This window comes from Fundidesulfovibrio soli, assembly GCF_022808695.1.
Classification (GTDB): domain Bacteria; phylum Desulfobacterota; class Desulfovibrionia; order Desulfovibrionales; family Desulfovibrionaceae; genus Fundidesulfovibrio; species Fundidesulfovibrio soli.
Map to the genome: position 1 here is coordinate 1 of NZ_JAKZKW010000004.1, position 24088 is coordinate 24088.

The window sequence follows — 24088 nt, forward strand, 5'->3', positions numbered from 1 at the left end:
CCGATATTCTTCAAATATATCGGGTGCGCGCCCCGGGCGGGGGCCTCCTCCCCAGACGACAATCCAAACATTCCCCGGCATCCTGTTGCGGGGTCCAGGGGGATCATCCCCCTGGCCGCCGGAGGCGCTCTTCATCCACTCTCCCCCGCTCCCCTTCCACCCGCCTTGACGCCCCAGCCCGCCGGGCCTACCTTCCCACCGTGAGCCGTTCAGACCTGTTCCGATCCTTCCGCCACCGCAACTACCGCCTCTATTTCAGCGGTCAGCTGGTCTCCCTCACGGGCACCTGGATGCAGAGCACGGCCCAGGGATGGCTGGTCTACCGCCTGACGGGCTCCAGCATGGCGCTGGGCATGGTGGGCTTCGCCTCCCTGATCCCGGTGCTGGTCCTGGGGCTATTCGGCGGGGTGCTGGCCGACAGGCTGCCCAAGCGCAACCTGCTCATCGCGGCCCAGGCCCTGGCTATGCTCCAGGCAGCGGCGCTCAGCTGGCTCACGTTCTCCGAACAGGTGCAGGTCTGGCAGGTGGTGGCCTTCGCGGCCTGCCTGGGCGTGGTCAACGCCGTGGAACTACCCACGCGCCACTCTTTCGTGGTGGAGATGGTCGGCAAGGAGGACCTGCACAACGCCATCGCGCTCAACTCCTCCATTTTCCACCTGGCGCGCGTGCTCGGCCCGTTGGCGGCTGGCGCGGTGCTGGGCTGGGTGGGCGAAGGGGCCTGTTTCGCTGTCAACGCGGTCAGCTTCCTGGCGGTGATCGCGGGGCTCGCGGCCATGCGCCTGGAGCACGCCCCGCCCAAGCCCGCCCCGGCCGGGGTGCGCGAGCACCTGGCCCAGGGGCTGGCCTTCGCCTGGAAGACGCCCCTGATCCGCGCCATCCTGGCGCTCATCAGCATCGTGAGCCTGGTGGGCTCCTCCAATCTGATCCTGCTGCCTGTCTTCGCGGGGGACGTGTTCGGTCACGGGCCGGAGGGCCTGGGCCTGCTCACGGCGGCGTCCGGGGCGGGGAGCCTGCTGGGCGCGCTGTTCATGGCCGGGCGGGGAAAGGCCGCAGGGTTCGGGCGGCTGGCCTTCAGGGGCGGGCTGCTCATGGGCGCGGCCCTGGTGCTCTTCGCCAACGCGCCCTCGCTCTGGCTGGCCGCCGTGTGCATCGTGCCCACGGGGTTCGGGTTCATGGCGCTCATGGCCAGCTGCAACACCATGCTCCAGCTCTGCGCTCCCGACGACATGCGCGGCCGGGTGATGTCGCTCTACACCATGCTCTACATGGGCATGGCGCCCTTCGGGGCGCTGCTGGCGGGCGGGCTGGCCCAATGGCTGGGCGCGCCCGTGACGGTGGGGATTCTGGGGGCCTGCTGCCTGGCCGGGGCCCTGGGTCCTGGCCGTGCGGTGGGTCGCGCCGCCTGCAAGGCGGGGCCGGTCAAAGACCTTTCTTGACGCTCACGTAGAGCATCCGCGCCACCACGCCCATGAGCGGAGCGCCCAGGGCGAAGAAGATGGCCACGGAGAAGTTGTCCCGCACCCAGGGGATCTGGCCGAAGAAGTAGCCCCCGAACAGGTAGAGCGGGGTCCAGATGAGCTTGCCCACGGCGTTGTAGTACAGGAACTCCCGCCAGCCCATGCCCACCATGCCGCCCGCCAGGGGCGCCAGCGAGCGCAGCACCGGCACGAAGCGCGCCGCGATGATGGTCACGCCGCCGTGGCGCTCGTAGTAGTCGTGGGCCTGGGCCAGGGCCTCGTCCGAGACGAAGGGGATGCGGTGCCCGGCCAGCCAGCGCCTGCCCAGGAGCCGCCCGATGGCGAAGTTGAGGCTGTCCCCCAGGAAGGCGGCCAGCCCCATGAGCACGAGCGTCCACCACACGTCGAAGGCCGCGCCCCGGGCCGCCAGCGCCCCCACGGCGAAGAGCACCGTGTCCGAGGGCAGGGCCGTGGCCACCACCAGCCCCGTCTCCGCGAAGAGCACCAGGAACATGAGCCCGTAGGCCCAGGCCCCGTAATCGCGGGACAGGGCCAGCAGGTGCCCGTCCAGATGCATGAGCGTTTCCCAGATGTCGGCGGGGCTCACTCGGCGGAGCCCTCCCGCCGGGGCTCGGCGTCGGTCGTCTCCTCACCGGCGGAAGCCTTCGGGGCGGCGTGCATGGGCTTGCCGATGAGCTCGCCGAAGCGCTCCGCGTCGATGACCTCCAGCTTCAGAAGCTCCTGGGCCACGGTCTCCAGGTCCTTGCCGTGGGCGTCCAGCAGGGTGCGCACGCGGCCCTTGGCCTCGTCGAGCAGGGCCTTGACCTCCGCATCCAGGCTGGCCGCCGTGGCCTCGCTGTACTCCTTGCCTACAAGGGGCGCCTGCTCCGGGCTCAGGAACATTGGCCTCGCGCCCCGGGGGTAGGTGGAGAGGCCCAGGGTCTTGCCCATGCCGTACTCGGCCACCATGGCCCGCGCGATATCCGTGGCGCGCTGCAGGTCGTTGTGGGCGCCGGTGGAGATCTCGTCGAAGATCTTCTCCTCGGCCACGCGCCCGCCCAGCAGCACGTCGATGCGCCCCAGCAGTTCCTGGCGGGTCATGAGGTAGCGGTCCTCCGTGGGGAGCTGCTGGGTGTAGCCCAGGGCCCCCAGGCCGCGCGGGATGATGGATATCTTGCTCACCGGGTCCGTGCCGGGGGTGAAGGCGGCCACCAAGGCGTGCCCGGTCTCGTGGTAGGCCACGATCTTCTTTTCCTTGGGGTTGATGACCCGGTTCTTCTTCTCCAGCCCGGCGATCACGCGGTCCACGGCCTCGGAGAGGTCCTCCATGTCCACGGCGTCCTTGCGGCGCCGGGCGGCAAGCAGCGCGCCCTCGTTGATGATGTTGGCCAGGTCCGCCCCGGAGAAGCCGGGGGTCTTCTGGGCCAGCACCTTGAGGTCAACCGACGGGGCCAGCTTCACGTTGCGGGCGTGGACCTCAAGAATCTCCAGGCGGCCCTTGAGGTCGGGCTTGTCCACCAGCACCTGGCGGTCGAAGCGCCCGGCGCGCAGCAGGGCCGGGTCCAGGGTTTCGGGGCGGTTGGTGGCGGACATGATCACCACGCCCACGCGAGGGTCGAAGCCGTCCATCTCCACCAGGAGCTGGTTGAGCGTCTGCTCGCGCTCGTCGTGCCCGCCGAAGCCGCCCACGCCGCGCGCCTTGCCGATGGCGTCCAGCTCGTCGATGAAGATGATGCAGGGGGCCTTCTCGCGCGCCTGAGTGAACAGTTCGCGCACGCGGGAGGCGCCCATGCCCACGAACAGCTCCACGAACTCCGAGCCGGAGATGGAGAAGAACGGCACGTGGGCCTCGCCAGCCACGGCGCGGGCCAGCAGGGTCTTGCCCGTGCCCGGCGGCCCCACCAGGAGCACGCCCTTGGGCATGCGCCCGCCCAGGTTCTGGAAGCGCCCGGGCTCGGTGAGGAAGTCCACGATCTCTTTGAGCTCCTCCTTGGCCTCGTCGCACCCGGCCACGTCGGCGAAGGTGGTGGTCAGGTCCGACTCGGCCACGATCTTGGCCTTGCTGCGCCCCACGCCCAGCAGCTGGTCGCCGGGGTTGAAGCGGCGCATGACGAACATCCATATGGCGAAGAAGATCACCGCGGGCAGCACCCAGCTCAGGATGTCGCGCAGGAAGGTGGACTCGACCTGGCCCCGGAAGGTCACATTGTACTTGGAGAGCTCGTCGGAAAGTTCGGGGTCCACGCGCAGGGCCACGAAGCGCTGCTCAGTGGGCTGGCCGTCGGTTACGACCTTCATCTTTCCCTGGATGGAGCCCTGGCCGATGGCCACCTCGACGATGTTGCCGTTCTTGAGCTCCTTGAGGAACTCGGAATAGTCCATGGTCTTGGGGCCATAGGACCGGACGTAGTAGTCCTGCACGATGATGAGGGCCCAGAAGGCCGCGATGACGTACCAGATGGTGAAGTGGTGCTTTTGTTCCATGGGTGCCCGCTTGCGTGAAAAATTTCCTGGCTAGTCGATCAGATACGCGCGGCGGGCGGCCGGGTCAAGGCGCGTTGCGGGTGATGTCTTCCTCCACGAAGCGGGCCACGGCCTCGGCCAGGGCCGCCCGGGGGTAGGCGTTGCGGTTGAAAGCCGTGCGCCACAGCGGGTTGCGGGACTTGTCGAAGGGCATGGCCACGGCCAGGTGGTCGGCGTCGGGGTAGCCCAGCAGGGTGGAGCCGGGGATGATTGCGTCCCGGCAGGCCATGAGGCCGTCGTTCAAGGGGTCCGTGGCGGCGAGGATGTCGAAGAACGGGCGCAGCGCGGCGGAAGTGTTCTCCCTCGCGGCGAAGGCGGGCAGGCTGTAGAAGCGCACTCCGGCCGGCAAGGGGTGCCGCGCCAGCCAGGCCAGGCGCACGTCCGGGCGCAGGCTGGCCAGGGCCTCGCCGGGCGGGCCGGGCGCACAGCCTGAGAAGGGCAGCGTCTCCGCCAGGCGCACCAGCAGATCCGGCATGACTTCGGCCAGGGGCGAGCCGTTCACCGCGCCCGAGACGCTCACCAGCGCCGCCACGCGCCCGGCCAGCTCGGGGTGGGCGGCCAGGGCGGTCAGGCTGTCGGGGACTCCCTTGGAGTGGGCCAGCAGGATGGCCCGCGTGCCCTCGGGCAGGGCCAGGAGCGCGTCGCGGATGATCCCGGCGTTGCGCTCGCAGCCGGAGCGGCCCTCGGTGCGGATGGCCGCCGTGCGGTAGCCCTGGGCTTCGAGGCCCGCCAGGGCGTCGCCGAACAGGGGGGCCACGTCGGCCACGCATTCGGCCATCAGGCCCGGCACCATGACCACGGTGAGCCCGGCGCGCGAAAGCTCGAGGTTCACCGGCAGGCCCGTGGGGCCGCCCTCCCCGGCCAGCCGCCACAGGGGGGCTTCCCCCTGGGCCGGGCCGCCCCGCGCGGCCAGTACCGCCGTCAATATCTCGCGGAAGCGCGCGCGGCCGTCCGTGATCCCGGCCTGGGCAGCCGGCAGGAGCACGGCCGGCGGCATGGACTCGGGCCGGGCCGAGGGGCGCTTGGCGCACCCGGGCAGCGCGGCCGCCAACAGGGCGCAGGCCAACGCCCAGAGGAGCCTGGCCGCGCCCGGGCGCGGCGTGCCTGCCTTGGTCGGGCGCGCCATGGTTCTACCTCACGCTTTTCCGGTTCAGCGCAGCATGTTCCGCACGAAGCTCATGCCCCTGCGCTTGTGGGAGCACTCTGGGCAGAGCTGCTGCTCCATGCCCGCCGAGGAGGCCAGCTTGTCGCCCATGCGCTGGCGCAGCTGCTCCAGGTACTGTTCCGCCGGGAGCGGCTTGCCGCACTCGGGGCAGGTGGGCGTGGGCAGCTCGCTGATGGCGTGCCCGGTGAAGGAGATGGACGTCTCCCCCTTCTCCAGCACCAGGCGCATGGCCCCGGTGGGGCAGATGCGCGTGCACGCGCCGCAGCCCACGCATTTGTCGGTGGGGCGGTCGAAATCCTCGAACACCAGGCGGCCGTCGACCTCCTTGAAGCGCAGGGCGTCGCCCCCCGCCTCGGAGCACACCAGCTGGCACAGGCCGCAGCCGATGCACACGTCGCAGCGCAGGCAGCGCCGGGCCTCGTTCTCGGCCATCTCCTGGCTCAGGCCCAGCTCCACCTGGTCGAAGTTCAGGCTGCGCCCCGACACGGGAACCATGGGGATCTCGGGCCGGGCGTGCTCGCTCCAGCCGCAGCCGTGGGGCGAGCAGAGCAGCTCGCGCTCCCAGCGGGGGCGCGGCTCCACCTGGGCGGGATCGAAGCTCTGGCCGCGCAGGTGGGCGTCGATGGCGTAGGCCGCGCGCTTGCCGTCGCGGATGGCCTCCACCACGGTGGCCGGGCCCTGGGCCGCGTCGCCGCCGGCGAACACGCCGGAGCGGTCCGTGGCCATGGTGGCCGGGTTGATCTGGATGGTGCGCCACTTGGTCAGGCAGACCTCGCCCAGGGTGCCGTCCGCGCCCTTGGTGAAGGACTCGTCGCAGAATTGGCCGATGGCCGAGATGATCATGTCGCAGGCGATGACCCGCTCCGAGCCGGGCTTGGGCTCGGGCCTGCGCCGCCCGGAGGCGTCGGGCTCGCCCAGGGCCATGGTCACCACCTCCATGCCGGTGAGCCGCCCGCCCTTGCCAACCAGGCGTGTGGGCGCGGCCAGGAAGGTGAAGTGCACGCCCTCGTGCTCGGCCTCCTCCACCTCCTCGGCGGCGGCGGGCATCTCCGTGCGGGAGCGCCGGTACACCACGCGGACTTCCTTCGCGCCCAGGCGCACGGCCGTGCGCGCGCAGTCCATGGCGGTGTTGCCGCCGCCCACCACGATCACCCGTTCGCCCACGGATGGCTTATGCCCCAGGCCCAGCTCCACCAGGAACTGCGTGCCCGAGACCACGCCCGTCAGCAGGGCCTCGCCCTCCAGCCCCAGCGCCCGGCTGGACCAGGCCCCGAGGCCCAGGAAGGCCGCGTCGAAGCCCTGGGCGGCCAGGTCGTCCAGGGTGAAGTCGCGCCCGAGGGCCTTGCCGGTGGTCACCTCCACCCCGAGGCCGGTCACGGTGGCGATCTCGCTGTCCAGGATGGCCTTGGGCAGCCGGTATTCGGGGATGCCGTAGCGCATCATGCCGCCCAGGGCGGGCATGGCCTCGAATATGGCCGCACCGTGGCCCAGACGCGCCAGGTATGAGGCGCAGGCCAGGCCCGCGGGGCCGCCCCCGATCACGGCGACCTTCTTGCCCGAGGCCGGGCGGGGGCTGCACACCGGGGGATAGCCGCCGGACTGCGCCATGGCCGCCTTGGCGGACACGGCCTTCATGGCCCGGATGTGGATGGGCTTGTCCACCTTGCCGCGCAGGCAGACCTTCTCGCATGGGGCTGGGCAGACCAGGCCGCAGGCGTAGGGGAGGGGGTTGTCCTGCACCATGATGGAGACGGCCGCGCCGTGCTCCCCGCGCCCGGTGAGGGAGAGGAAATTGGGGATGTCGATGCCCGCGGGGCAGCGCTCCTGGCAGGGGGCCACCCTGCGGCGGCGGCAGGCCCCGGTGGCGCACTCGCCTCCGGCGTGCTCCAGCCACTCCCCGGCGAAGACCTTCAGGGAGGTGGCCAGCGTGCCCGCAGCCGACAGTCCGGCCTCTTCAAGGAGACCGGCCGAGAGGTTCAGGTCGGCCAGCTGCTCCCTGTCGCCGCGGCCCAGGGCCAGCTCAGTGGCCAGACGCGCGGCGCGGGCCAGCAGGCCCCGCCGGGGATGCCCGTCGCGCACGGCGGCCTGCCGCCAGTGGGCGTAGAGGGCCTGGCGCGTGATGTCCACCGGGCACTGCCCGGGGGCGAGCACGTCCACGGAGTCCAGGCCGGGGTCGAGCCCCTGGGCGCGCAGCAGTTCGGGGTCCAGGCGCAGGGGCTGGCCCGGGGCGGCGAATCCGCCCAGGCCGCCGTCCAGCACGAGAGCCCCATCGGACCCGCCCTTGCCGCCGTCCAGCAGCGCGCGCACGTCCGCACCCAAAGCAAGCTCCCGGAAGGCTCCACCGGCGAACAGGCACCGGGCCTGCCTGAAGTTCTCGGCGGCCTCGAAGGCCAGGGGCAGGCGGCACCATGTCTCCAGGGAGAGGCGCAGCTCCCCGGGGTTCACGGCCAGGGGGGGCCGTTCGGGCTCGCGGGTGTGGGGGCGCACCTCCACCGAGATGGCGGGCACGGCCGCGTCCATGCTCCTGGAGTTGGCCAGCCACTCCTCGAGGGCCAGGCCCATGGCCTCGCGGCCGGGAGACACCAGCAGCACCGCCTTGGTCCGCCCGAGCAGGGCGCTTGCGGTGACCAGGCCCTCGACCAGGGCGAAAGAGAAATTCTGGAGCAGGTGCAGGGGGAGCTGGTCGCCCGCGAAGGCTTCGGAGGCGTCCACCACCAGCAGGCCGGAGCCTGCGTTCTGGGCGGCCCAGGCCAGGTAGACCGGGAGGCAGGGCTGTCTGGAGTCGCGCAGGCCCGAGGCGCGCAGGCGCAGCAGGGCGTCGCTCGGGTCCAGGGTCCAGGCGGAGGGCAGGAGCGAATCCTGCCAGGTCTGGCCCTTGCGGGCCTCTTTCCAACTCAGGAGCGGTGTATCGCCGGATGCGCAGAGAACTCTGGAAGCGGGCATGAAGACCCCCCACGGTGTTTGCGTGGGTGTACCCGCTGGCGGTCTTTCAGGCAATGCCCCTACCGGGCCACCACCCTGTTCCGCCCCGTCTGCTTGGCCTGGTAGAGGGCCTCGTCGGCGGCGTTGAGCAGGCGCAGGGGCAGGGAGTCCTTCCAGGCGGGATTGAGGCAGGCCACGCCCAGGCTGATGGTCAGCTTCACGCCCGTGTGCATGATGCCGCCGTCGAGGTTGCGGATGACGAAGTTGTAGGCCTCCACGCGCTTGCGGATCATCTCCGCCAGGAGCAGGGATTCCTCCCCGCTGGAGTCCTTTGTCTCGCAGATCACGGTGAATTCCTCGCCGCCGAAACGCGAGGCGAAGACCGTGGTGCCCTCCTCCTCAAGTTGGCGCTGGCATTCACGGATGACCGAGGCCACTGCCGAGAGGGCCTGGTCGCCGATGATGTGGCCGTATTCGTCGTTGAACTTCTTGAAATGGTCCACGTCGGCCATGAGCACGCACAGCGTGGCGCCGCCCTTTCTGGCCCGCTCCACGGCCTGGGACAGCTCCTCCTCGAAGGCGCGGCGGTTGGCGAGGCCGGTGAGCGCGTCGGTTCGGCTCAGGCGCTCCAGGTCCTTGGCGTCCTGCTCCATGTAGCGGATGACGTCCTGGAAGCCGCCGCGAATGGATTCGAGCATCTCGTCGAGGTTGTTGCCGCTGCTCACCTGGGTGAGGGTGGATACCTCCAGCAGTTGCAGGTCGCCCTTGCGCTTGAGGATCATCTCCTTGGAGTGGGCGATGGCGGAGGCCATGTCCGCCAGGGAGCGCTCCAGCTTCTCCCGCCATTTGGCCGCGAGGATCTCCTCGCAGCGCTGGGAGGCGGTCATGAAGCGTTCTTCGGTGAGGTCGCCCTTCTTGAGGACGTCCACCACCAGCTCCTGCATCTTGCGCTTCTGGTCGTCAGAATAGATGTCGTAGTCGCGGATTGAGCGCATGAACAGGATCAGGGCCCGCCATTTGGAGTCGCGCGGGATGCCCAGACGGTCCATCGCCTCGCAGGTGCCCTCGAAGCAGGGCTTGCGGGTTTTGGACCCGTTGAAACTCTTGGACTGCATGGGACACTACTAGCCGAGTTTTCCCCCTGTTGCCAAGGGGTTTGGCCGATCCTTCCGCCGCCGTCAGCGCCAGCCGAAGCTCAACTCCGCCGGCGAGTCCAGGGCCGTGACGCTCACGCCGCCGCCCGCCTCCATGCACAGCCATTCGCCGGGTTCGAGCACCTCGCCGGAACTCCTGGCGGGACATGCCACCAGGGCCCGGCCCTGCAGGCAGTCCACCCTGAGTTTCGCTCCGCCGGTAAGCATGGCGCTCTGCCCTTCGGCCAGGGCCATGCGCATCCCTCCGGCGGGCCGGGCGGCCCTCCGGCCGCCCCTCAAGAACCCGAGCATCCTCCTCACGGGCGCGGTCCCGGCCAGGGCCGCCCAGAGGTCGTCGAGCAGGCCCGCCTGCTCCTGGGGCCATTGCATGGGTGTGGTGTCCTTCGCCATGGTGTCCTCCTTGCTTTTGACGCTTTGCTTACGCCATAGAATCTGTTACCAGTACAGACACAGAATACGTCGATTTCAACCAATACAGTTCGCCCGGGACGAGGCCATGAACTCCGACGCCTACCTCTACGAGACCGTGCGCGTAAGCCTGCTGGAGATGATCGCCTCCGGGGCGCTTGGCCCCGGGGACAAGGCCCCCTCCCTGCGCCGCCTGGCCTCGGCCATGCGCGTGAGCCTCTCCACCGCCTCCCAGGCCTACGCCCGGCTGGAGAGCGAGGGCGTGCTGGAGGCCAGGCCCAAGTCCGGCTTCTTCATCCGGGGCGCAAAGTCCAGCCTGCCCATCCCCGATACGGGCGTGAGCTCCGGCCCGGACCCGTCCGCCCCGCCCGCGCCGCTCAACCGCGCGGAGCTCATCCGCACGGTGCTCGCCAACATGTCCCGCCGCGACACCCTGCCCCTGGGCGTGGCCCGCACCGCCGAGACCCTGCTGCCCCTGAACCAGCTCAACCGCATCCTGGGCCAGGTGCTGCGCGACGAGGGCGAGCGCGTGGGCTTCTACGGCTCGGTGGAGGGCCACGAGCCCCTGCGCCGCCAGATCGCCCTGCGCATGATGGAGGCCGGGGCCGAGTGCGGCGTGGCCGACACCATGATCACGGCCGGGGCCATGGAGGCCCTGCACATCGCGCTGCGCTGCGTGGCCCGCGCCGGGGACACGGTGGTCATCGCCACGCCCAGCTACTACTGCTTCCTGCACATGCTGGAGAACATGGGCCTGCGCGTGGTGGAGGTGCCCTCCCGCCCGGACGGGGGCGTGCGCCCTGCCGACATCGCCCAGGCCGTGGACCGCTTCCGGGTGGCCGCCTGCGTGCTCACGCCCAATTTCAACAATCCCGACGGCGCGCTCATGCCCGAGGAGGCCAAGGCCGAGGTGGTCTCCCTGCTGGCGGCGCGGGGCGTGCCGCTCATCGAGGACGACGTCTACGGCGACATGCACTTCGGCCCCGAGCGCCCCAAGTGTTGCAAGGCCTTCGACCGGGAGGGGATGGTGCTGCACTGCTCCTCCTTCTCCAAGACCATCTCGCCTGGCTACCGCGTGGGCTGGCTGCTGCCCGGGCGCTTCATGAACAAGGCGCTGGAGATCAAGGCCACCATCAACGTCTCCACCGCCACGCCCACCCAGATGGCCGTGGCAGAATACCTGCGCTCCGGGCACTACCACCGCCATCTCAAGCGCTTGCGTCCGGCGGTGAAGGCCCATATGGAGGCCATGTACGCCCTGGTGGGCCGCCACTTCCCCCAGGGGACCCGCGCCACGCGGCCGCAGGGCGGCTCCGTGATGTGGCTGGAGCTGCCCGGCCAGGTGGACACCGTGGCCTTCATGAACAGGGCCCTGGAGCACGGCATCACCGTGGCCCCGGGGGCAATCTTCTCCTCCCAGGACCGCTTCGGGGACTGCCTGCGCATCAGCTACTGCATCCCCGACGCCGCCCGCGTGGAGGCGGCCGTGGCCCTGCTCGGATCCCTGGCAAAGGATATGATCGCCTGAGTTCATGGCCGCACGTATAGACCGGCCCGGCGTTGCCGCGCCAATCGCAATGCCTGAAGGCACCCTTTAGGATCGGTGAAGGATATGGAACTCTACCACCTGCGCACTTTCGTGGCCGTGGCCGAGGAGGGCAACCTCTCCCGCGCGGCCGAGCGGCTGCACCTCTCCCAGCCCGCGGTCAGCGCCCACGTGAAGGCCCTGGAGGAGGAGCTGGGCGTGAACCTCTTCTCGCGCTCGGCGCGCGGCATGGACGTGACCGACTGCGGCAGGCGGCTGTGCGCCACGGCCCACGAGGCCCTGGCCCGCACCCAGGCGCTGGTGGACCAGGCCCGGGCCCTGCGCGGAGAGGTGGTGGGCGACGTGGTCATCACACGCAACACCGACCCCGACTTCCTGCGCCTGCCGGGCATGGTGGCCCAGCTCGCGGCCAACCACCCCGAGGCGCTGCTGCACGTGAACTGCTGCGACTCCTACGATGTGGCCCAGACCCTCAAAGCAGGGAACGTCCACGCGGGCTTCGCCTACGGCGACTTCTCCGGCGACCCCCAGCTCACCGCCCTGCCCCTGGCCATGGCCTGCGTGCGCGTGGTTGGCCCCTCCGCCTGGAGCGAACGGCTGCGCGAAGCCACTGTGGCCGACCTGGCCGCGTTGCCCTGGGTCTGGTTCCACGAGCGCTGCCCCTTCGTGGAAATGGCCAAGGGCCTGCTCAAGGACGCGGATTGCGAACCCAGGACCGCCGCCGTGATCAACGACGAAAGCACCATCCGCGCCCTGGTGGCCGCGGGAAAGGGCCTCTCCCTACTGCGCGACGACATGGCCCGCTCACAGGTTCTCGGGCAGGAGCTGGCCGTGTGGCCGGGCGGGGCCTTGGGCATCCCCATCAACCTGGTGGCGCTCACCCGGCGCATGGCCGAACCGGAGGTGAAGGCCCTGATGGGAGCCGCCGCGCGGACCTGGGGCCTGGACGACGAGGCCTGGCGCGCATGACCCAGTCCCACCACGGCGGCGACGTGGCGCAGTTGGCCAAAGCCGCCGGATGCGCGCCAGAGGACATCCTGGACTTCTCCGCCAGCATCAACCCGCTGGGGCCGCCCGAGTGGCTGCGCCCCGCTATATCCTCGGCGGTGTCCTCCCTGGCGCACTACCCGGACCCGCACTGCCGGGCGCTGCTGGCCGCCGCCTCGGGCCGCTACGGCGTTCCTGAAACGCAACTTGTGGCTGGCAACGGCACCAGCGACCTGCTCTTCGCCCTGGCCCGGGCCATGGCGGGCCTGGGCGCCACCCACGCCGTGATCCCCGCGCCCGCCTACGTGGACTACCGCACCGCCTGCGAACGCGCTGGCCTGACGGCCGAGAGCCTGATCCTGAGCCACGAGGACGGCTTCCGGCTGGACGAGGCCGCTCTGCTTGCGATGCTGCGCCCGGGGAGCGCCGCGTTCCTGGGCAGGCCCGGCAACCCCACCGGCCGCGACGTCCCGGCGGACATGGTGCGCCGCATGGCCGCCGCCCGGCCGGACTGCCTGTTCGTGGCCGACGAGGCCTTCGGCAGCTTCGTGGAGGGCTTCGAGAGCCTGGTGCGGGACCGCCCGGCCAACGTGGCGGTGCTCCTCTCGCTCACCAAGATGTTCGCCATTCCAGGGCTCAGGCTTGGCCTGCTCTGCGCGGGGGACGAGCTGGCCGAGCTGGTGCGGGCGCAGCTCTCCCCGTGGTCGGTCAACACCCTGGCCCAGGCCGTGGGCCTGCGCGCCATGGCCGACCAAGAGTTCGAGGCCCGCTCGCGGGAGAACGCCGCCGCCCTGCGCCGCGAACTGTCGGCCGGGCTGGCAGCGCTCCCGGGCGTCGAGGTCTTCCCCGGAGCCGCCAACTACCTGCTCTGCCGCCTGGAAAATCCCCTGGCGCCTGGAGATGTCCCTGCCCTGCGCGCCCGGCTGCTGGCCCGGCGCATCGCCATCCGGGACTGCTCCAACTTCGAGGGCCTGGACACCCGCTTCTTCCGCGTGGCCGTGCGCGCCCGAGCCGACAGCGAGCGCCTGCTTGAAGCCCTGGAGGCCGAGCTGGCCCCGGCGCGGCAGCGCGCCATACGGAAACGGCGCACTCCCGCGCTGATGATCCAGGGCACCACCTCCAACGCGGGCAAGTCCGTGCTGGCGGCGGCCCTGTGCCGGATTCTCAAGCAGGACGGCGTGCGCGTGGCCCCGTTCAAGTCCCAGAACATGTCGCTCAACTCCTGCGTGACCCCCTGGGGCGAGGAGATGGGCCGCGCCCAGGTGCTCCAGGCCCAGGCCTGCGGCCTGGCCCCCCAGGCGCGCATGAACCCCGTGCTGCTCAAGCCCTGCTCGGACACCGGCTCCCAGGTGATCGTCATGGGCAGGCCCGTGGGCAACATGCGGGTGCGCGAGTACGTGGCCTACAAGCCCACGGCCTTCGCGGCCGCGAAACTGGCCTACGACTCCCTGGCCGGGGAGTTCGAGGCCGTGATCCTGGAGGGCGCGGGCAGCCCGGCCGAGGTGAACCTCAAGCACCACGACATGGTGAACATGGCCATGGCCGCCCACGCCGGGGCCAGGGTGCTCCTGGCGGGCGACATCGACCGGGGCGGGGTGTTCGCGGCCCTGTGCGGCACCATGGAGCTGCTCTCCGAGTCCGAGCGGGCCATGGTGGGCGGCTACGTGCTGAACCGCTTCCGGGGGGACCCGAGCCTGCTGGACCCGGCCCTGGAGTACATGCGCGCGGCCACGGGCAAGCGCGTGCTCGGGGTGGTGCCCAACATCGAGCCCCTGGGCCTGCCCGAGGAGGACTCGGTCAGCTTCAAGCAGGGCGGTTTCGGCTTAAGCGGCCCCCGCGAACCCGGCATCTCAGCGTTGGACATCGCCGTGCTTGACCTGCCCCACATCTCGAATTTCACTGATTTCGACGCCCTGGCCCGCGAACCGGACGTGGGCCTGCGCGTGGTGCGCTCCCCCGAGGAGCTGGGCCGCCCGGACGCCCTGATCCTGCCCGGGAGCAAGAACACCCTGGCGGACCTGGCGCACCTGCGCGCGGCGGGCCTGGCCGACGCCGTGGCGCGGCTGGGCGGCGTAGAGATCGTGGGCGTGTGCGCCGGGCTGCAGATGCTTGGCGCGCGCATCCTGGACCCGCTGGGCCTGGAGTCGGACCGGGGCGAGGAGGCGGGCCTGGGCCTGCTGCCCCTGGTGACGGAGCTGATGCCCGAGAAGACGCTCCTGCGCACCGCGGCCCTCCACGCCGCCTCGGGCCACACCCTGCGCGGCTACGAGATCCACCACGGCGAGACCATGGCCGACGCCGTGGCCGCCAAGGATAGCGGCGCGCCCGCGCTGCTCACCCGTGTTGACGGCCGCCCCCTGGGCTGGGGCCGCATGGGCGGCGTGTGGGGCACCTACCTGCACGGGCTCTTCGACGCGGACGGTTTTCGGGGCTGGTGGCTGGACGCCCTGCGCGCCCGCAAGGGCCTCGCTCCGCTGGAGCGCCACGTTTCGGGCGACGGGGAGGACGCGGCCGTGGACGCCGCCCTGGACCGCCTGGCCGCCGTGGTGCGCCGTAACCTGGACATGGAGGCCGTCCACGCCCTGCTGGGACTGTAACCATCCCTTCATGCCGCGCCCCTTGAACCGGGCGCGGTAAGGGTCTATGCTTGCTCACTGTTCGAGCCCCGCTCGACCCTCGCGCCATGAGAAACGACACCACCCCGACCAATGACCCGGACGCCCCGGCGGCCCCGACCCCGCCGAAGGCCCGGCGGATTCTCTCCTCCCTGCGCCTGACGCTGGCCGTGGTCCTCCTTGCGGGCCTGCTGGCCTACCTGACCCCGCTGGCCCTGACCCGGCTCATCGGGCAGGATGTGCTGCGCGCCCAGGCCCAGTCCGCCCTTGAGGGCGCGCTCTACCGCCCGGTGGACATCAAGGGCGAGGTGCGCCTGACCATGATCCCCTGGTTCGGCCTGCGCACCGGCCCCGTCACCGTGGCCAACAGCCCGGGCTTCGGCCCGCAGCCCCTGGTCAGCGTGGACTCCTCCACCATCGAGCTGAACCTGCTGGCCCTGATCCGCAAGCGCGTCGTGGTGGATTCCGTCTCGCTCTCCAGCGCCACGCTCAACCTGGAGCGCAACGCCCAGGGCCAGGAGAACTGGCGCACGCCACAGCCGGTGGACATCTCCTCCCGCCCGCTGCCGCCAGCCCCGAGCGGCTGGGAGGCCCAGCGCCTGCCCACGGGCCTGCGCCTGTGGAACGCCAGCGTGCACTTCACCGACCAGCTCACCGGCTCCAACATCGACGTGCGCCGCCTGAACCTGAACACCACCCCGGCCAGCCCCTTTGATTTCTCCGTCTCCTGCGACTTCACGGTGCTGCCCCTGGGCCTCAAGGGCGAGCTGCACGCCCAGGGACAAGGCAGCTACGGACCCACGGGGGGCCACGTGTTCGTGCGCAGCTCCCAGGCCGCGGGCTGGCTGGACCTGCCCGAGGCAGAGGGCAGGCCAAGCGGCAGGATGCAGTATTCCGGCCGGGTGGGCTTCCACGGCGAGGCCGGGGCCTTCGAGATTTCCCAACTGGTGCTGGAGGGCCTGGGCGCGCGCGTGACCGGGCAGGTCAACGCGGCGGGCATCTACGAGCAGACCCCCTACATGGCCCTGAACCTCTCCGCCACGGCCAGCCGCCACGGAGCCTGGGCCTCGCTGCTGGGCGTGGACCCGGCCTCCGGCCCGGCCCTGCGCGCCCCCAACGGCCGCGAAACCCCGGCCTTGCGCCGCCCCCCGGACGAAGCCGATGTGGAGGCCGCGCTGGTGCTCAACTACGGCCCGGCGGGCTGGAAGGCCGAGTCGTTCAGCCTGCGCCACGAACAGGGCCGCGTCTCCGGCTGGGCCGGGATCATCGGGGGCGAGCTCGATTTCGACGTTCGCGCCGACGGCGTGGACCTGGCTCTCTGGACCCCAGCGCGCATGCCCGCCCTGACCGACGCCCTGCGCGGCTCCTTCATGGGCAGCGCGCCCGGAGCAGGCCTGGAGTCCGTGCGCGGCCACTTCAAGGGCAAACATCTCAGGCTGGACGGGGTGGACATCTCCGAGGCGGAGCTGAGCGCCAAGGCGGAAAACGGCGCGCTGCGCATCTACCCCTTCACGGCGCGCACGCCCCAGGCCCTGCTCACGGCGGATCTGCGCGCCTCCCTGGCGCCCGGCCCCCCCGGCCTCTCCTGCCAGGCCGTGCTGCAGGCCCTTGCCCCCGGGCAAGCCGCCCCGGCCAAGGCCGCCGAGCTGTCCCTGGAAGGGGCGGCCAAGGATTCCGCCCTGGGCGCAACGGTGCGCTTCGCCCTGGGCGACATGCCCCAGGGTTGGAACCCGCCCTGGCTCACGGAGAACCTCGCGGCGGCCTGGCGCGCCCTTGGCGGGGGCAGCGCCTCCTTCAGCCTGCGCCTGCCCGGCGGGGAGGACCGCCTGGCCGAGCTGACCGACCTGGACCTGCGCGCGGGCGGCTCCCGCGTCACGGGCCGGGCGGGAATCGCCGCCGGGCGACTCAGCCTCGACCTCGCCGCCGACCGGCTGGACACCGAGCGCCTGCAGCAGGCCGCGACCCTGTTCGGCCCTGGGGGGGACAACCCCCTGCCCCCCCTGACCCTGGACGGCCGCGTGGCCGTGAAGCGCCTGACCACTCCCCTGGGCGAGTTCGACGACGTCCAGCTCGCAGGGCAAGCCGGGCCCGACTCCCTGCACCTGGGCACCCTCACGGCCGCGGGCTTGGGCGGAAAACTGAACGGATCGCTGGAATACCAGCACTCCGGCGGCAGGCACGGCGGCAGCCTGACCCTGGCCGCCAGCGGGGTGCACGGGGCGCAGCTGTCGGCCCTGGCCCCGCAGGCTCCGCGCCTTACCGGGCCGCTCGAAGGCCGCCTCAGCCTGGAGGCCTCGGCCCGCTCCGGCGAGCCGCTCTGGCGGTCCATGCACGGCCAGGCCGACCTTCAGATGGGCATCGGCACCGTGGCCTTCAGCCAGGAGCAGACCCCCAACCAGGCCTGGCCGCTGACCCGCACGTCCCTCAGCCTCAAGGTCGCTTCCAAGCCCGCCCCGGCCACTGGCGGGGAGAAACCCCGCGAATCGGCCCTCGCCGACGTGACCGGCTCGCTGCGCATGGAGTCCCCCGGGCAGCTGCGCTCCCTGCAGACCGAGCTCAAGGGGCAGGCCGGGCTGGGCGTGGGCGGAAAGCCCCTCTGGTTCCGCCAGCCGAAACTTGAAGGCAGCCTGGCCGTGGACGTGCCCCTGCGCCCCGGCAAGCCCCTGCGGGCCACCTGGGCTGGCAAGCTGGACACGGATTTCGAGAAGGGCTCCTTCGGCGTCACCGGCGTGGAGCTGAACATGGAAGGCGTCACCGGCAAGGCTTCCCTCACCGGGCAGCCGGGCCAGGGGGGCATGCAGCTCTCGGGCTCCGTCGAGGTGCCGGAGTTCTCCCCGCGCGATGCGGCCCAGCGCACGGGCATCGCCCTACCGGCCAAGGCCGCGCCGGAGTTGTGGCGCAAGGCCCGGTTCTCGACCGAAGTGGGCGGCAACCTCAAGGACGTCCGCCTGACCCGCATCCAGGCCGCCCTGGACGACACCACCATCACGGGCTCGGCCACGCTCACCGGCCAGACCACCCGCGCGGACCTGGCGGTCGGCAACCTGGACCTGGACCGCCTGTTCCCCATCGTCCAGGACGAAGACCCCAACAAGCGCCCCGACTCCACCCTGCCCATGCAGGAGCTGCGCGCCCTGAACATGGACGCCAAGGTCCGTTTCGGCAGGCTGGTGCGCGACAAGCTGGTCTGGGAAAACTCGCTCTTGACGGTCACGGCCCAGGGCGGGCGCTTCCGCATCATGCACTCGTCCCAGCAGTTCTACGGGGGGTCGTTCATGATGGACGTGCGCGGCGATGCGCGCGGGCAGGAGCTCAAAGCCCAGTTCGACCTGGCCCTGGTGGGCTTCGAGGCCTCGCCCCTGCTGCGCGCCGTGGCTAGAGCAGAAACAATGACCAGGGGCAGCGGCGAATTCCACGTGAACGTGGAGACCTGGGGCGCCACGGAAAAGGCCCTGCGCCGCCACGCCGCCGGGACTGCCCGCTTCGAGGTGAAGGGGGGCAGGCTGGTGCTGCGCGAACCCGGGGCCGCCAGCCGCCAGCTTCCTCCGCCCACCGACGCCGAGAGCCTGCCTTTCGACAGCCTGGGCGCGCACTTCACCGCCCGCGAGGGCCTGGCTATCAGCCGCGACGTGGCCATGCTCGGCCCAGACATCACGGCCAAGGGCGATGGATGGGTCAGCCTCTCCGACGAGCGCATCGACCTGAACCTGATCGCCGTGGTGCGCGACGTGGGCGAGCTGCCCGTGCGCATCAGCGGGCCGCTTTACGACCCCAGGGTGGACGTGGACAAGTCCCGCATACTCGGGGAGACGATCATGAAGATGTTCAAGGGCGTCATCACCCTGCCCGCCGCCATCGTGAACCAGTTCCGCAAGCTGTACTGAACGCGAAGCGGAATGGGAGTGCGGAGGGCCGAAGGCCCTTTGCCCGCCGGAGGAGTCTTGACTCTCCGGTCTTCTTCCGCCCTCTCCCCTCTTCTATTTCCCCTTCCCGAACGCCTCGCCCATGGCTCGCTCCAACTGCGAGGCGGTGAAGATGTCGCGCAGCACCACGGGGCTCCGCGCGCCTTCGCCTTTGGGGAAAAGCGCGGCCACGGGGATGGAGGCCGAGCCGAGGGCGCGCAGCAGGGCCATGGCGGCCGGGTCCTCGCGGGTCAGGTCCACGCGCATGGCCGTGAAGCCGTAGCGTGCCCGGAGGGAGGCGAGCTTGTCCGGGGTCAGCACGGTCTTCTCCAGGGCCTTGCAGGTGGGGCACCAGTCCGCCGTGAAGTCGAGCAGCAGGTACTCCTTGCCCAGGGCCTTGTCGAAGGCGGCGGGGCTGAAGGCGGCCCAGCCAGCGTCCTTGGGGGCTGGGGGCGACAGGGCCCAGACGCAGGCGGCCACCGCGAAGGCCAAGGCCACCGCGCGGATGCTCCAGCGGGTGAGCGCGGACTGGTTCAGGCTGGTCCAGGCCCCCCAGACGTGGCAGGCCACGGCCGTGGCCAGCAGGGCCGCCAGGGCGGGCAGCAGCAGCCCGGCGGGCAGGATGGAGAGGAAATAGAGCACCGTGGCCATGATCACGAATCCCGCGATCTTCTCCAGCCGGGTCATCCAGTCGCCCGGCCGGGGCACGAAGCGCACCAGCTCGGGCCGCAGGGCCAGGGCCAGGTAGGGCGAGGCCATGCCCACCCCGATGCCAATGAACACCGCCATGACCACCGGCACCGGCTGCATGAGCGTCCAGGCCAGCACCCCGCCCAGGAAGGGCCCGGAGCACGGCGTGGCCAGCAGCGTGGCCAGCAGCCCCGTCACCAGGGCCTGGGCCTTGGGGCTGCGCCCATGGTGGGAGGCGAACTTCAGATCCACCACGGGCAGGTGGAACACCCCGAACAGGGAGAGCCCCATGGAGAACAGCACCACGGCCGCGCCCAGGATCAGCCCCGGATGCTGGAACAGTTGGCCCCAGGCCAGGCCCGCCAGCCCCAGGATGAGCGCCAGCCCCGTGAAGTAGAGCACCACGCCCAGGGCGAAGTAGATGTTGTGCTCGCGGATGACGGCGTGGCGGTCGCAGTTCTGTTCGCCCTCCCGGCAGGTGGCCAGCAGCCCGGAGAGCTTGAGGCAGGCCACGGGCAGCACGCAGGGCATCAGGTTCAGCAGGAATCCGGCCAGCAGGGCCAGGGGGATTGCCTTGAGGATGCTGTCCACCTCGAGAGCCGGGTGCGGCGAGCGCGGGGTGAAGCTCCATTGCTCCGGGGCCTCTCCGGGGGCGGCCTCGGGCTCGCCGGTGGTGGCCTGCACCACCCCGCCGCCGCTGTTCACCAGGCTCTCCAGCAGGGGCCACCAGGGGCGCGAATCCGCGCGCGGCGGGTTGGGAGCCTCCCTGGAGGAGAAGCTGTTCTCAAGGCTCAAGGGCCAGCAGCTGGAGTCGGAACAGGCCAGCAGGGTCACGCGGGCGTCCACCCCGTAGCCCTCGGGCAGCGGCTCCGGCAGCAGGATGAACACCGGCGTGGGCCCGGCGTAGACGTTGACAGTCTTGTCGGGCTCGAAGAGATCGCGCGCGGACTTGCCGGGCGGATAGAGCACGGGGAGCGGGACCCCCTGAGGCGTGGCCACGGCCTGCACCCGGGTGGGCAGGCCGGTCTCGCCGGGGTCGTTGCCATAGGTTTTATAGCCGGGGGCCGGTGTCAGCCAGAGCACGGCCACGTTGCCGCGCCCTGGCACGGTGGCCAGCTCCCAGCTCAGGGCCACGGGAGAGGGCTGGCTCTCGGGCTGGGCCAGCACGGAAGCCGGGGCTGGCGCCTGGGCGCGCAGCGGCAGGGCGGAGAACTGGGCGGGGATCAGCGCCAGGAGAAGTATCGCACATATCTTGAACATGGTGGGCTCCGGTTGTCCGCACTCATACGCCAGCTGCGCCCGCAAGGCAAAGACCCTTCGGGGGCGGGCCGGGCGGACTCAGGGAAGAATCAGGAAGGCGGCGGCCGCCACGCACGTAGGGACAAGGGCCCCGACGAACAGCCACATCGGGCTGATGGCCCCGCCCTTGAAACCGGACTTGAGGATTGAGTAGCCTGCGGGGTTGGGGGCGTTGGCGATGACCGTCAGGCCGCCGCCGGTGACCGCCCCGGCCAGCAGGGCGTGCTTGCTGGGGTCGGATATGTTTGGCACCAGGGTGCCGAGGTAGGTCAGGGCGGCGTTGTCCGTGATTGCCGTGAGCAGGGCCGAGCCGAAGTAGAGCGCCGAGGTGTCCATGCGCTCGATCAGGGCCTGCACCCACCAGCGCTGCGGCGGCCCGAGAATCACCAGCCCGGCCAGGAAAACCCCCACCAGGAGCGCGGGCCGCAGCATCAGCTCGGTCTGGTGCTCGGCGTAGGCGGCCATGAACCCCAGGAAGAGCACCAGGACGGCCATAAAGGCCGTCGGGTGGTGCAGCAGGGCCACCAGCAGCACCAGCACCAGCATGTGCACGGCGGTGATCCACCCGGGAATCTCCTCGCCCTTGGCGGCGGAGAACTGGATCTCCACCGTGCGCAGACGCCTGGCGAAGAGCAGGGTCACCAGCACGGCGTTGGCCACAACCGCCAGGGCGGCCTTCCAGCCGAAATTGGCGAGCATGTGCCCGGTGCCCCAGCCCCAGGCGGGGGCGCACATGATCACCGGCGGGGCCGCGAAGTGGGTGAGCACGCCGCCGATGGAGACGTTCACGAACAGCGTGCCCAGCAAGGCGTACTTGAGCGGATCGGGCAGGGGGTGGCGGAAATAGGCCAGGTAGAGGATCAGGGCCGTGACCGTCATGGCCGCGGGCTCGGTGATGAACGAGCCCATGAGCGGGCCCACGGTCAGCGCGGTGAGGCACACGGCCTGCCCCCTGGGCAGCGGGATGCGGGCCGCCAGGGCGAAAATCACCCGGGACGAGATGCTCACGACGGGCTTGGCCGAGGCCGCCAGCATGATGGCGAACACGAAGGCCGGCTCCGTGAAGGAAATGGATTCGATGTAGTCCACGGCGCCGGAAGGTCCGGAGAACACCGCCAGCAGCACCAGGAATACGCCGGCCCAGAAGCCGAACACCGCCTCCACCTCGCCCAGCAGATGCCACACCCCGTGGTGCGGGCCGCCGCATTTGGCCCTGGCCATGCACCGCCCGGCCAGGAACGTGTGCGAGACCGCCAGGGCGAAAGCCGCCGTGCCCAGTGCCGTGGCCAGGAAGGAGAGCTGCATGGGGCTGCCGCTACTCGAAACAGAACTCCACGGTGAAATCGCCGTGCGGTGTGCTGAATGGGATGGCGATCACGGGGCCGGTGGTCACGTGGGTGATGGTGTGGTTGTCCCCGAAGATCACGGTGGGGGTGGAGGCCTGCATGGTCAGGCCCATCTGGGAGAGTCCGGCGCGGGCCTGCCCTGAGATCATGTTGGTGATCTCGCCCACGGCGTCCTTGGCGTCCTGGATGATGTCCTGCACGTCGTCGCCGAGCATGTTCTTGACGATGGCCACAGCGCACTTCTTGCTGAAGGATATGGAGATGCTGCCGTGCTTGTCGCCTGTGAGGCCGACCACTGCGGACACATCGCCGGCGGCGTTGTTGTTCTTCTTCACGTAGGGCTTGCCCGGGGCCGGGTCGAGCATGGCCATGGTGGAGAGGACGTGCTTCGTGGCCTGCACGAACGGCTTGGCGATCTCTGCGTCGGGGGTGCTCATGAGCGGTCCTTGGCTCTGGGGGTGCATCGGGGCGGCGCCATGCGAGTACCCGGCTGGCAACACCGGCCGGACCGCCCCCTCAAATTGAGAATATTACCCTCTGAACGTGGCCGGTTCAAGGCATTTTTGAGTCCCCGCCCTGGCCGGGGGGGGCCGGCGAGATGGCCCGCCGTCCTTGCCATCCGGCCTCATGTGTTGTAGCGAAACATAAAGCGGCAATACGGCGTACTTTCCTGTCGCGCGATCACCCCAGCAGGCCGGTGCATACCGGCGCCCGGCCCGAACAGCATGCAGCATACCAGCCAACATACCTCCACATCCGCCAGGAACCGGGCCACCGGGTATTCCGACGCCGATTGGGGTGTGCTGGAGAAACGCCTCACCGACACCCGGGACATGCTGCGCGACATTCTGCACCACCTGCGCAAGGTTCTGGACAACCTCCGGTCCGCCGGGGAACACTACCAGAGCGCCGGGCGCGCCTGGCGGTCCGCCCAGTCCGGCGGACGGCCTGGGCATCGGACCAGCGGCTCCGCCGCCGGTGCCCGTAAAACCACAGGAGCCGCCGGCTCCCGCGCGCAGTCCGCTCAAAGCTCCACCACCCGCCAGACAACTTTCCGCACCGCCCAGAACAGCCAGCAGACAACCGGACAGACCACCTTCTCCTCCGCCAGGGGCGCCGCAAGCGGCGGCAATCCCGGCTCGGCAGCCGGCGGCGCTGGGGCGGGCTTCTCCGCCAAGGCGGACGCGTCCGGCCCGTATCAGTCCTCCAAGGCCGCACAGTCCGGCCAGTCCGCACGGGCGGGGCAGGCCGGGTCGGCCTTCAACGGCAAGGCCGGGACCAGCTTCACGGGCGATTCGGGGGCAGGCGCCGCGGGAGCCCGCTACTACACCACCGGGCAGGACCGGCAGGCCGGTTCAGGCTTCTCCTGGAGCACGCGCTCCAAAGAGCAGACGGCATCCTCGGGGCAGCGGTCCGCTGGGCAGACATTTGGCGGGCAGGCTTCTGGCGCGCAGGCTTCGGGCGGGCGCTCTTCTGGCGGACAGGCTTCGGGAGGCACGAACTTCGGTGCCGGGCGGCAGGGATCGTCCCACCAGGCCCGCGGCTCGGCCCAGGACGGCCAGCAGCGCGCGCAGCAGGCCCGCTCCGAGCAGGAGAGCCGCCACCGCACCACCGGCCCGGGCGGAGGCTCCAGCTACCAGGACTACAGGCAGCGCAACCACAAGTCGCCCCTCGGGAACGGCAGGATGACGCTGACCCAGGCCTGCGCCCTGCTCTGCCTGACCTACCCCTGCTCCGCCGACGAGGTGAAGGCCGCCTACCGCAAGCAGGCCCGCCGCCACCACCCGGACCTGGGCGGCGACGAAGAGATGATGAAGGCCGTGAACCAGGCCTACGAGATGGCCCTCTCCTGGTGTTCGCCCCTGCGCGGCAAGGCCGCCACCTGGGCCGCCTGATCCGCCGCAACAAGACCCTTCAGCCAGACCGGCGCGTGAAGCGCCCCACCCGCACCGTGCAGGCCGCCCGGAGCGGCGCATCGAGCCGTCCTGACATCCTGTCCGGCTCCGCGCCGGTGACGGCCGCTCGCGGGCCCGTCGCCCGCGCCCCTCAGCCATCCCCGGCCCAGTCCGGGAAA

The 24088-nt window shown here is 70.8% G+C and carries 15 protein-coding genes; 6 read left to right on the forward strand and 9 right to left on the reverse strand.

Features of this window, described 5'->3' with window-relative positions; genetic code table 11:
- The first annotated feature begins 200 nt into the window (after positions 1-200).
- Positions 201-1436 carry an MFS transporter gene (locus tag MLE18_RS06215; RefSeq protein ID WP_243368352.1) on the forward strand — a complete coding sequence of 412 codons (1236 nt, stop codon included), beginning with the start codon at positions 201-203 and terminating at the stop codon, positions 1434-1436.
- Here the strand turns inward: MLE18_RS06215 and MLE18_RS06220 are convergent.
- From MLE18_RS06220 to MLE18_RS06245, 6 genes are all read right to left on the reverse strand, one after another.
- The gene (locus MLE18_RS06220; protein WP_243368354.1) at positions 1420-2064 is read right to left on the reverse strand and encodes a VTT domain-containing protein; all 645 of its coding nucleotides are present in this window, start codon (positions 2062-2064) and stop codon (positions 1420-1422) included. The genes MLE18_RS06215 and MLE18_RS06220 overlap by 17 nt on opposite strands.
- Entirely contained in the window at positions 2061-3941 is a 1881-nt protein-coding gene (gene ftsH / locus MLE18_RS06225; RefSeq protein WP_243368356.1) for an ATP-dependent zinc metalloprotease FtsH, read from the reverse strand. Before ftsH ends, MLE18_RS06220 begins: the two co-directional genes overlap by 4 nt.
- A 64-nt stretch (positions 3942-4005) precedes the next feature.
- On the reverse strand, positions 4006-5106 hold the full coding sequence (locus tag MLE18_RS06230; protein ID WP_243368358.1) for an alpha/beta hydrolase: 1101 nt from the start codon (positions 5104-5106) through the stop codon (positions 4006-4008).
- Between the two features lie 24 nt (positions 5107-5130).
- Complete coding sequence (locus MLE18_RS06235; RefSeq protein ID WP_243368360.1) at positions 5131-8088, reverse strand: FAD-dependent oxidoreductase; 2958 nt, start codon at positions 8086-8088, stop codon at positions 5131-5133.
- Between the two features lie 59 nt (positions 8089-8147).
- Positions 8148-9182 (reverse strand): GGDEF domain-containing protein, encoded by a 1035-nt coding sequence (locus MLE18_RS06240; protein WP_243368362.1) that lies wholly within the window; start codon positions 9180-9182, stop codon positions 8148-8150.
- Positions 9183-9245: 63 nt separating this feature from the next.
- Entirely contained in the window at positions 9246-9611 is a 366-nt protein-coding gene (locus MLE18_RS06245; protein WP_243368364.1) for a hypothetical protein, read from the reverse strand.
- 106 nt (positions 9612-9717) lie between these two features.
- Between MLE18_RS06245 and MLE18_RS06250 the strand changes: the two genes are divergently transcribed.
- From MLE18_RS06250 to MLE18_RS06265, 4 genes are all read left to right on the forward strand, one after another.
- Complete coding sequence (locus MLE18_RS06250; RefSeq protein ID WP_243368366.1) at positions 9718-11157, forward strand: aminotransferase-like domain-containing protein; 1440 nt, start codon at positions 9718-9720, stop codon at positions 11155-11157.
- 84 nt (positions 11158-11241) lie between these two features.
- Positions 11242-12144 (forward strand): LysR family transcriptional regulator, encoded by a 903-nt coding sequence (locus tag MLE18_RS06255; protein WP_243368368.1) that lies wholly within the window; start codon positions 11242-11244, stop codon positions 12142-12144.
- Complete coding sequence (locus tag MLE18_RS06260; RefSeq protein ID WP_243368370.1) at positions 12141-14759, forward strand: cobyric acid synthase; 2619 nt, start codon at positions 12141-12143, stop codon at positions 14757-14759. Before MLE18_RS06255 ends, MLE18_RS06260 begins: the two co-directional genes overlap by 4 nt.
- An 86-nt stretch (positions 14760-14845) precedes the next feature.
- Positions 14846-18661: an AsmA family protein gene (locus MLE18_RS06265; RefSeq protein WP_243368372.1), complete on the forward strand. Its 3816-nt coding sequence runs from the start codon at positions 14846-14848 to the stop codon at positions 18659-18661.
- A gap of 93 nt (positions 18662-18754) precedes the next feature.
- Here MLE18_RS06265 and MLE18_RS06270 read toward each other — a convergent pair whose 3' ends face one another.
- The 3 genes from MLE18_RS06270 to MLE18_RS06280 form a co-directional block, all read right to left on the reverse strand.
- Positions 18755-20629 carry a protein-disulfide reductase DsbD family protein gene (locus MLE18_RS06270; RefSeq protein WP_243368374.1) on the reverse strand — a complete coding sequence of 625 codons (1875 nt, stop codon included), beginning with the start codon at positions 20627-20629 and terminating at the stop codon, positions 18755-18757.
- Between the two features lie 78 nt (positions 20630-20707).
- Positions 20708-21973, reverse strand: coding sequence for a putative Na+/H+ antiporter (locus MLE18_RS06275; protein WP_243368376.1), 1266 nt, complete (start codon positions 21971-21973; stop codon positions 20708-20710).
- A 10-nt stretch (positions 21974-21983) separates the two neighbouring features.
- Positions 21984-22451 carry a chemotaxis protein CheX gene (locus tag MLE18_RS06280; protein WP_243368378.1) on the reverse strand — a complete coding sequence of 156 codons (468 nt, stop codon included), beginning with the start codon at positions 22449-22451 and terminating at the stop codon, positions 21984-21986.
- A 288-nt stretch (positions 22452-22739) separates the two neighbouring features.
- Between MLE18_RS06280 and MLE18_RS06285 the strand changes: the two genes are divergently transcribed.
- The gene (locus tag MLE18_RS06285; RefSeq protein WP_243368380.1) at positions 22740-23909 is read left to right on the forward strand and encodes a DnaJ domain-containing protein; all 1170 of its coding nucleotides are present in this window, start codon (positions 22740-22742) and stop codon (positions 23907-23909) included.
- Positions 23910-24088 lie beyond the last annotated feature (179 nt).

Excerpts from the sequence above, each read along its gene's own strand:
- ftsH (WP_243368356.1), bottom strand. The coding sequence starts at position 3,941 with ATGGAACAAAAGCACCACTTCACCATCTGGTACGTCATCGCGGCCTTC.
- MLE18_RS06230 (WP_243368358.1), bottom strand. The coding sequence starts at position 5,106 with ATGGCGCGCCCGACCAAGGCAGGCACGCCGCGCCCGGGCGCGGCCAGG.
- MLE18_RS06235 (WP_243368360.1), bottom strand. The coding sequence starts at position 8,088 with ATGCCCGCTTCCAGAGTTCTCTGCGCATCCGGCGATACACCGCTCCTG.
- MLE18_RS06240 (WP_243368362.1), bottom strand. The coding sequence starts at position 9,182 with ATGCAGTCCAAGAGTTTCAACGGGTCCAAAACCCGCAAGCCCTGCTTC.
- MLE18_RS06245 (WP_243368364.1), bottom strand. The coding sequence starts at position 9,611 with ATGGCGAAGGACACCACACCCATGCAATGGCCCCAGGAGCAGGCGGGC.
- MLE18_RS06250 (WP_243368366.1), top strand. The coding sequence starts at position 9,718 with ATGAACTCCGACGCCTACCTCTACGAGACCGTGCGCGTAAGCCTGCTG.
- MLE18_RS06255 (WP_243368368.1), top strand. The coding sequence starts at position 11,242 with ATGGAACTCTACCACCTGCGCACTTTCGTGGCCGTGGCCGAGGAGGGC.
- MLE18_RS06260 (WP_243368370.1), top strand. The coding sequence starts at position 12,141 with ATGACCCAGTCCCACCACGGCGGCGACGTGGCGCAGTTGGCCAAAGCC.
- MLE18_RS06265 (WP_243368372.1), top strand. The coding sequence starts at position 14,846 with ATGAGAAACGACACCACCCCGACCAATGACCCGGACGCCCCGGCGGCC.
- MLE18_RS06270 (WP_243368374.1), bottom strand. The coding sequence starts at position 20,629 with ATGTTCAAGATATGTGCGATACTTCTCCTGGCGCTGATCCCCGCCCAG.
- MLE18_RS06275 (WP_243368376.1), bottom strand. The coding sequence starts at position 21,973 with ATGCAGCTCTCCTTCCTGGCCACGGCACTGGGCACGGCGGCTTTCGCC.
- MLE18_RS06280 (WP_243368378.1), bottom strand. The coding sequence starts at position 22,451 with ATGAGCACCCCCGACGCAGAGATCGCCAAGCCGTTCGTGCAGGCCACG.
- MLE18_RS06285 (WP_243368380.1), top strand. The coding sequence starts at position 22,740 with ATGCAGCATACCAGCCAACATACCTCCACATCCGCCAGGAACCGGGCC.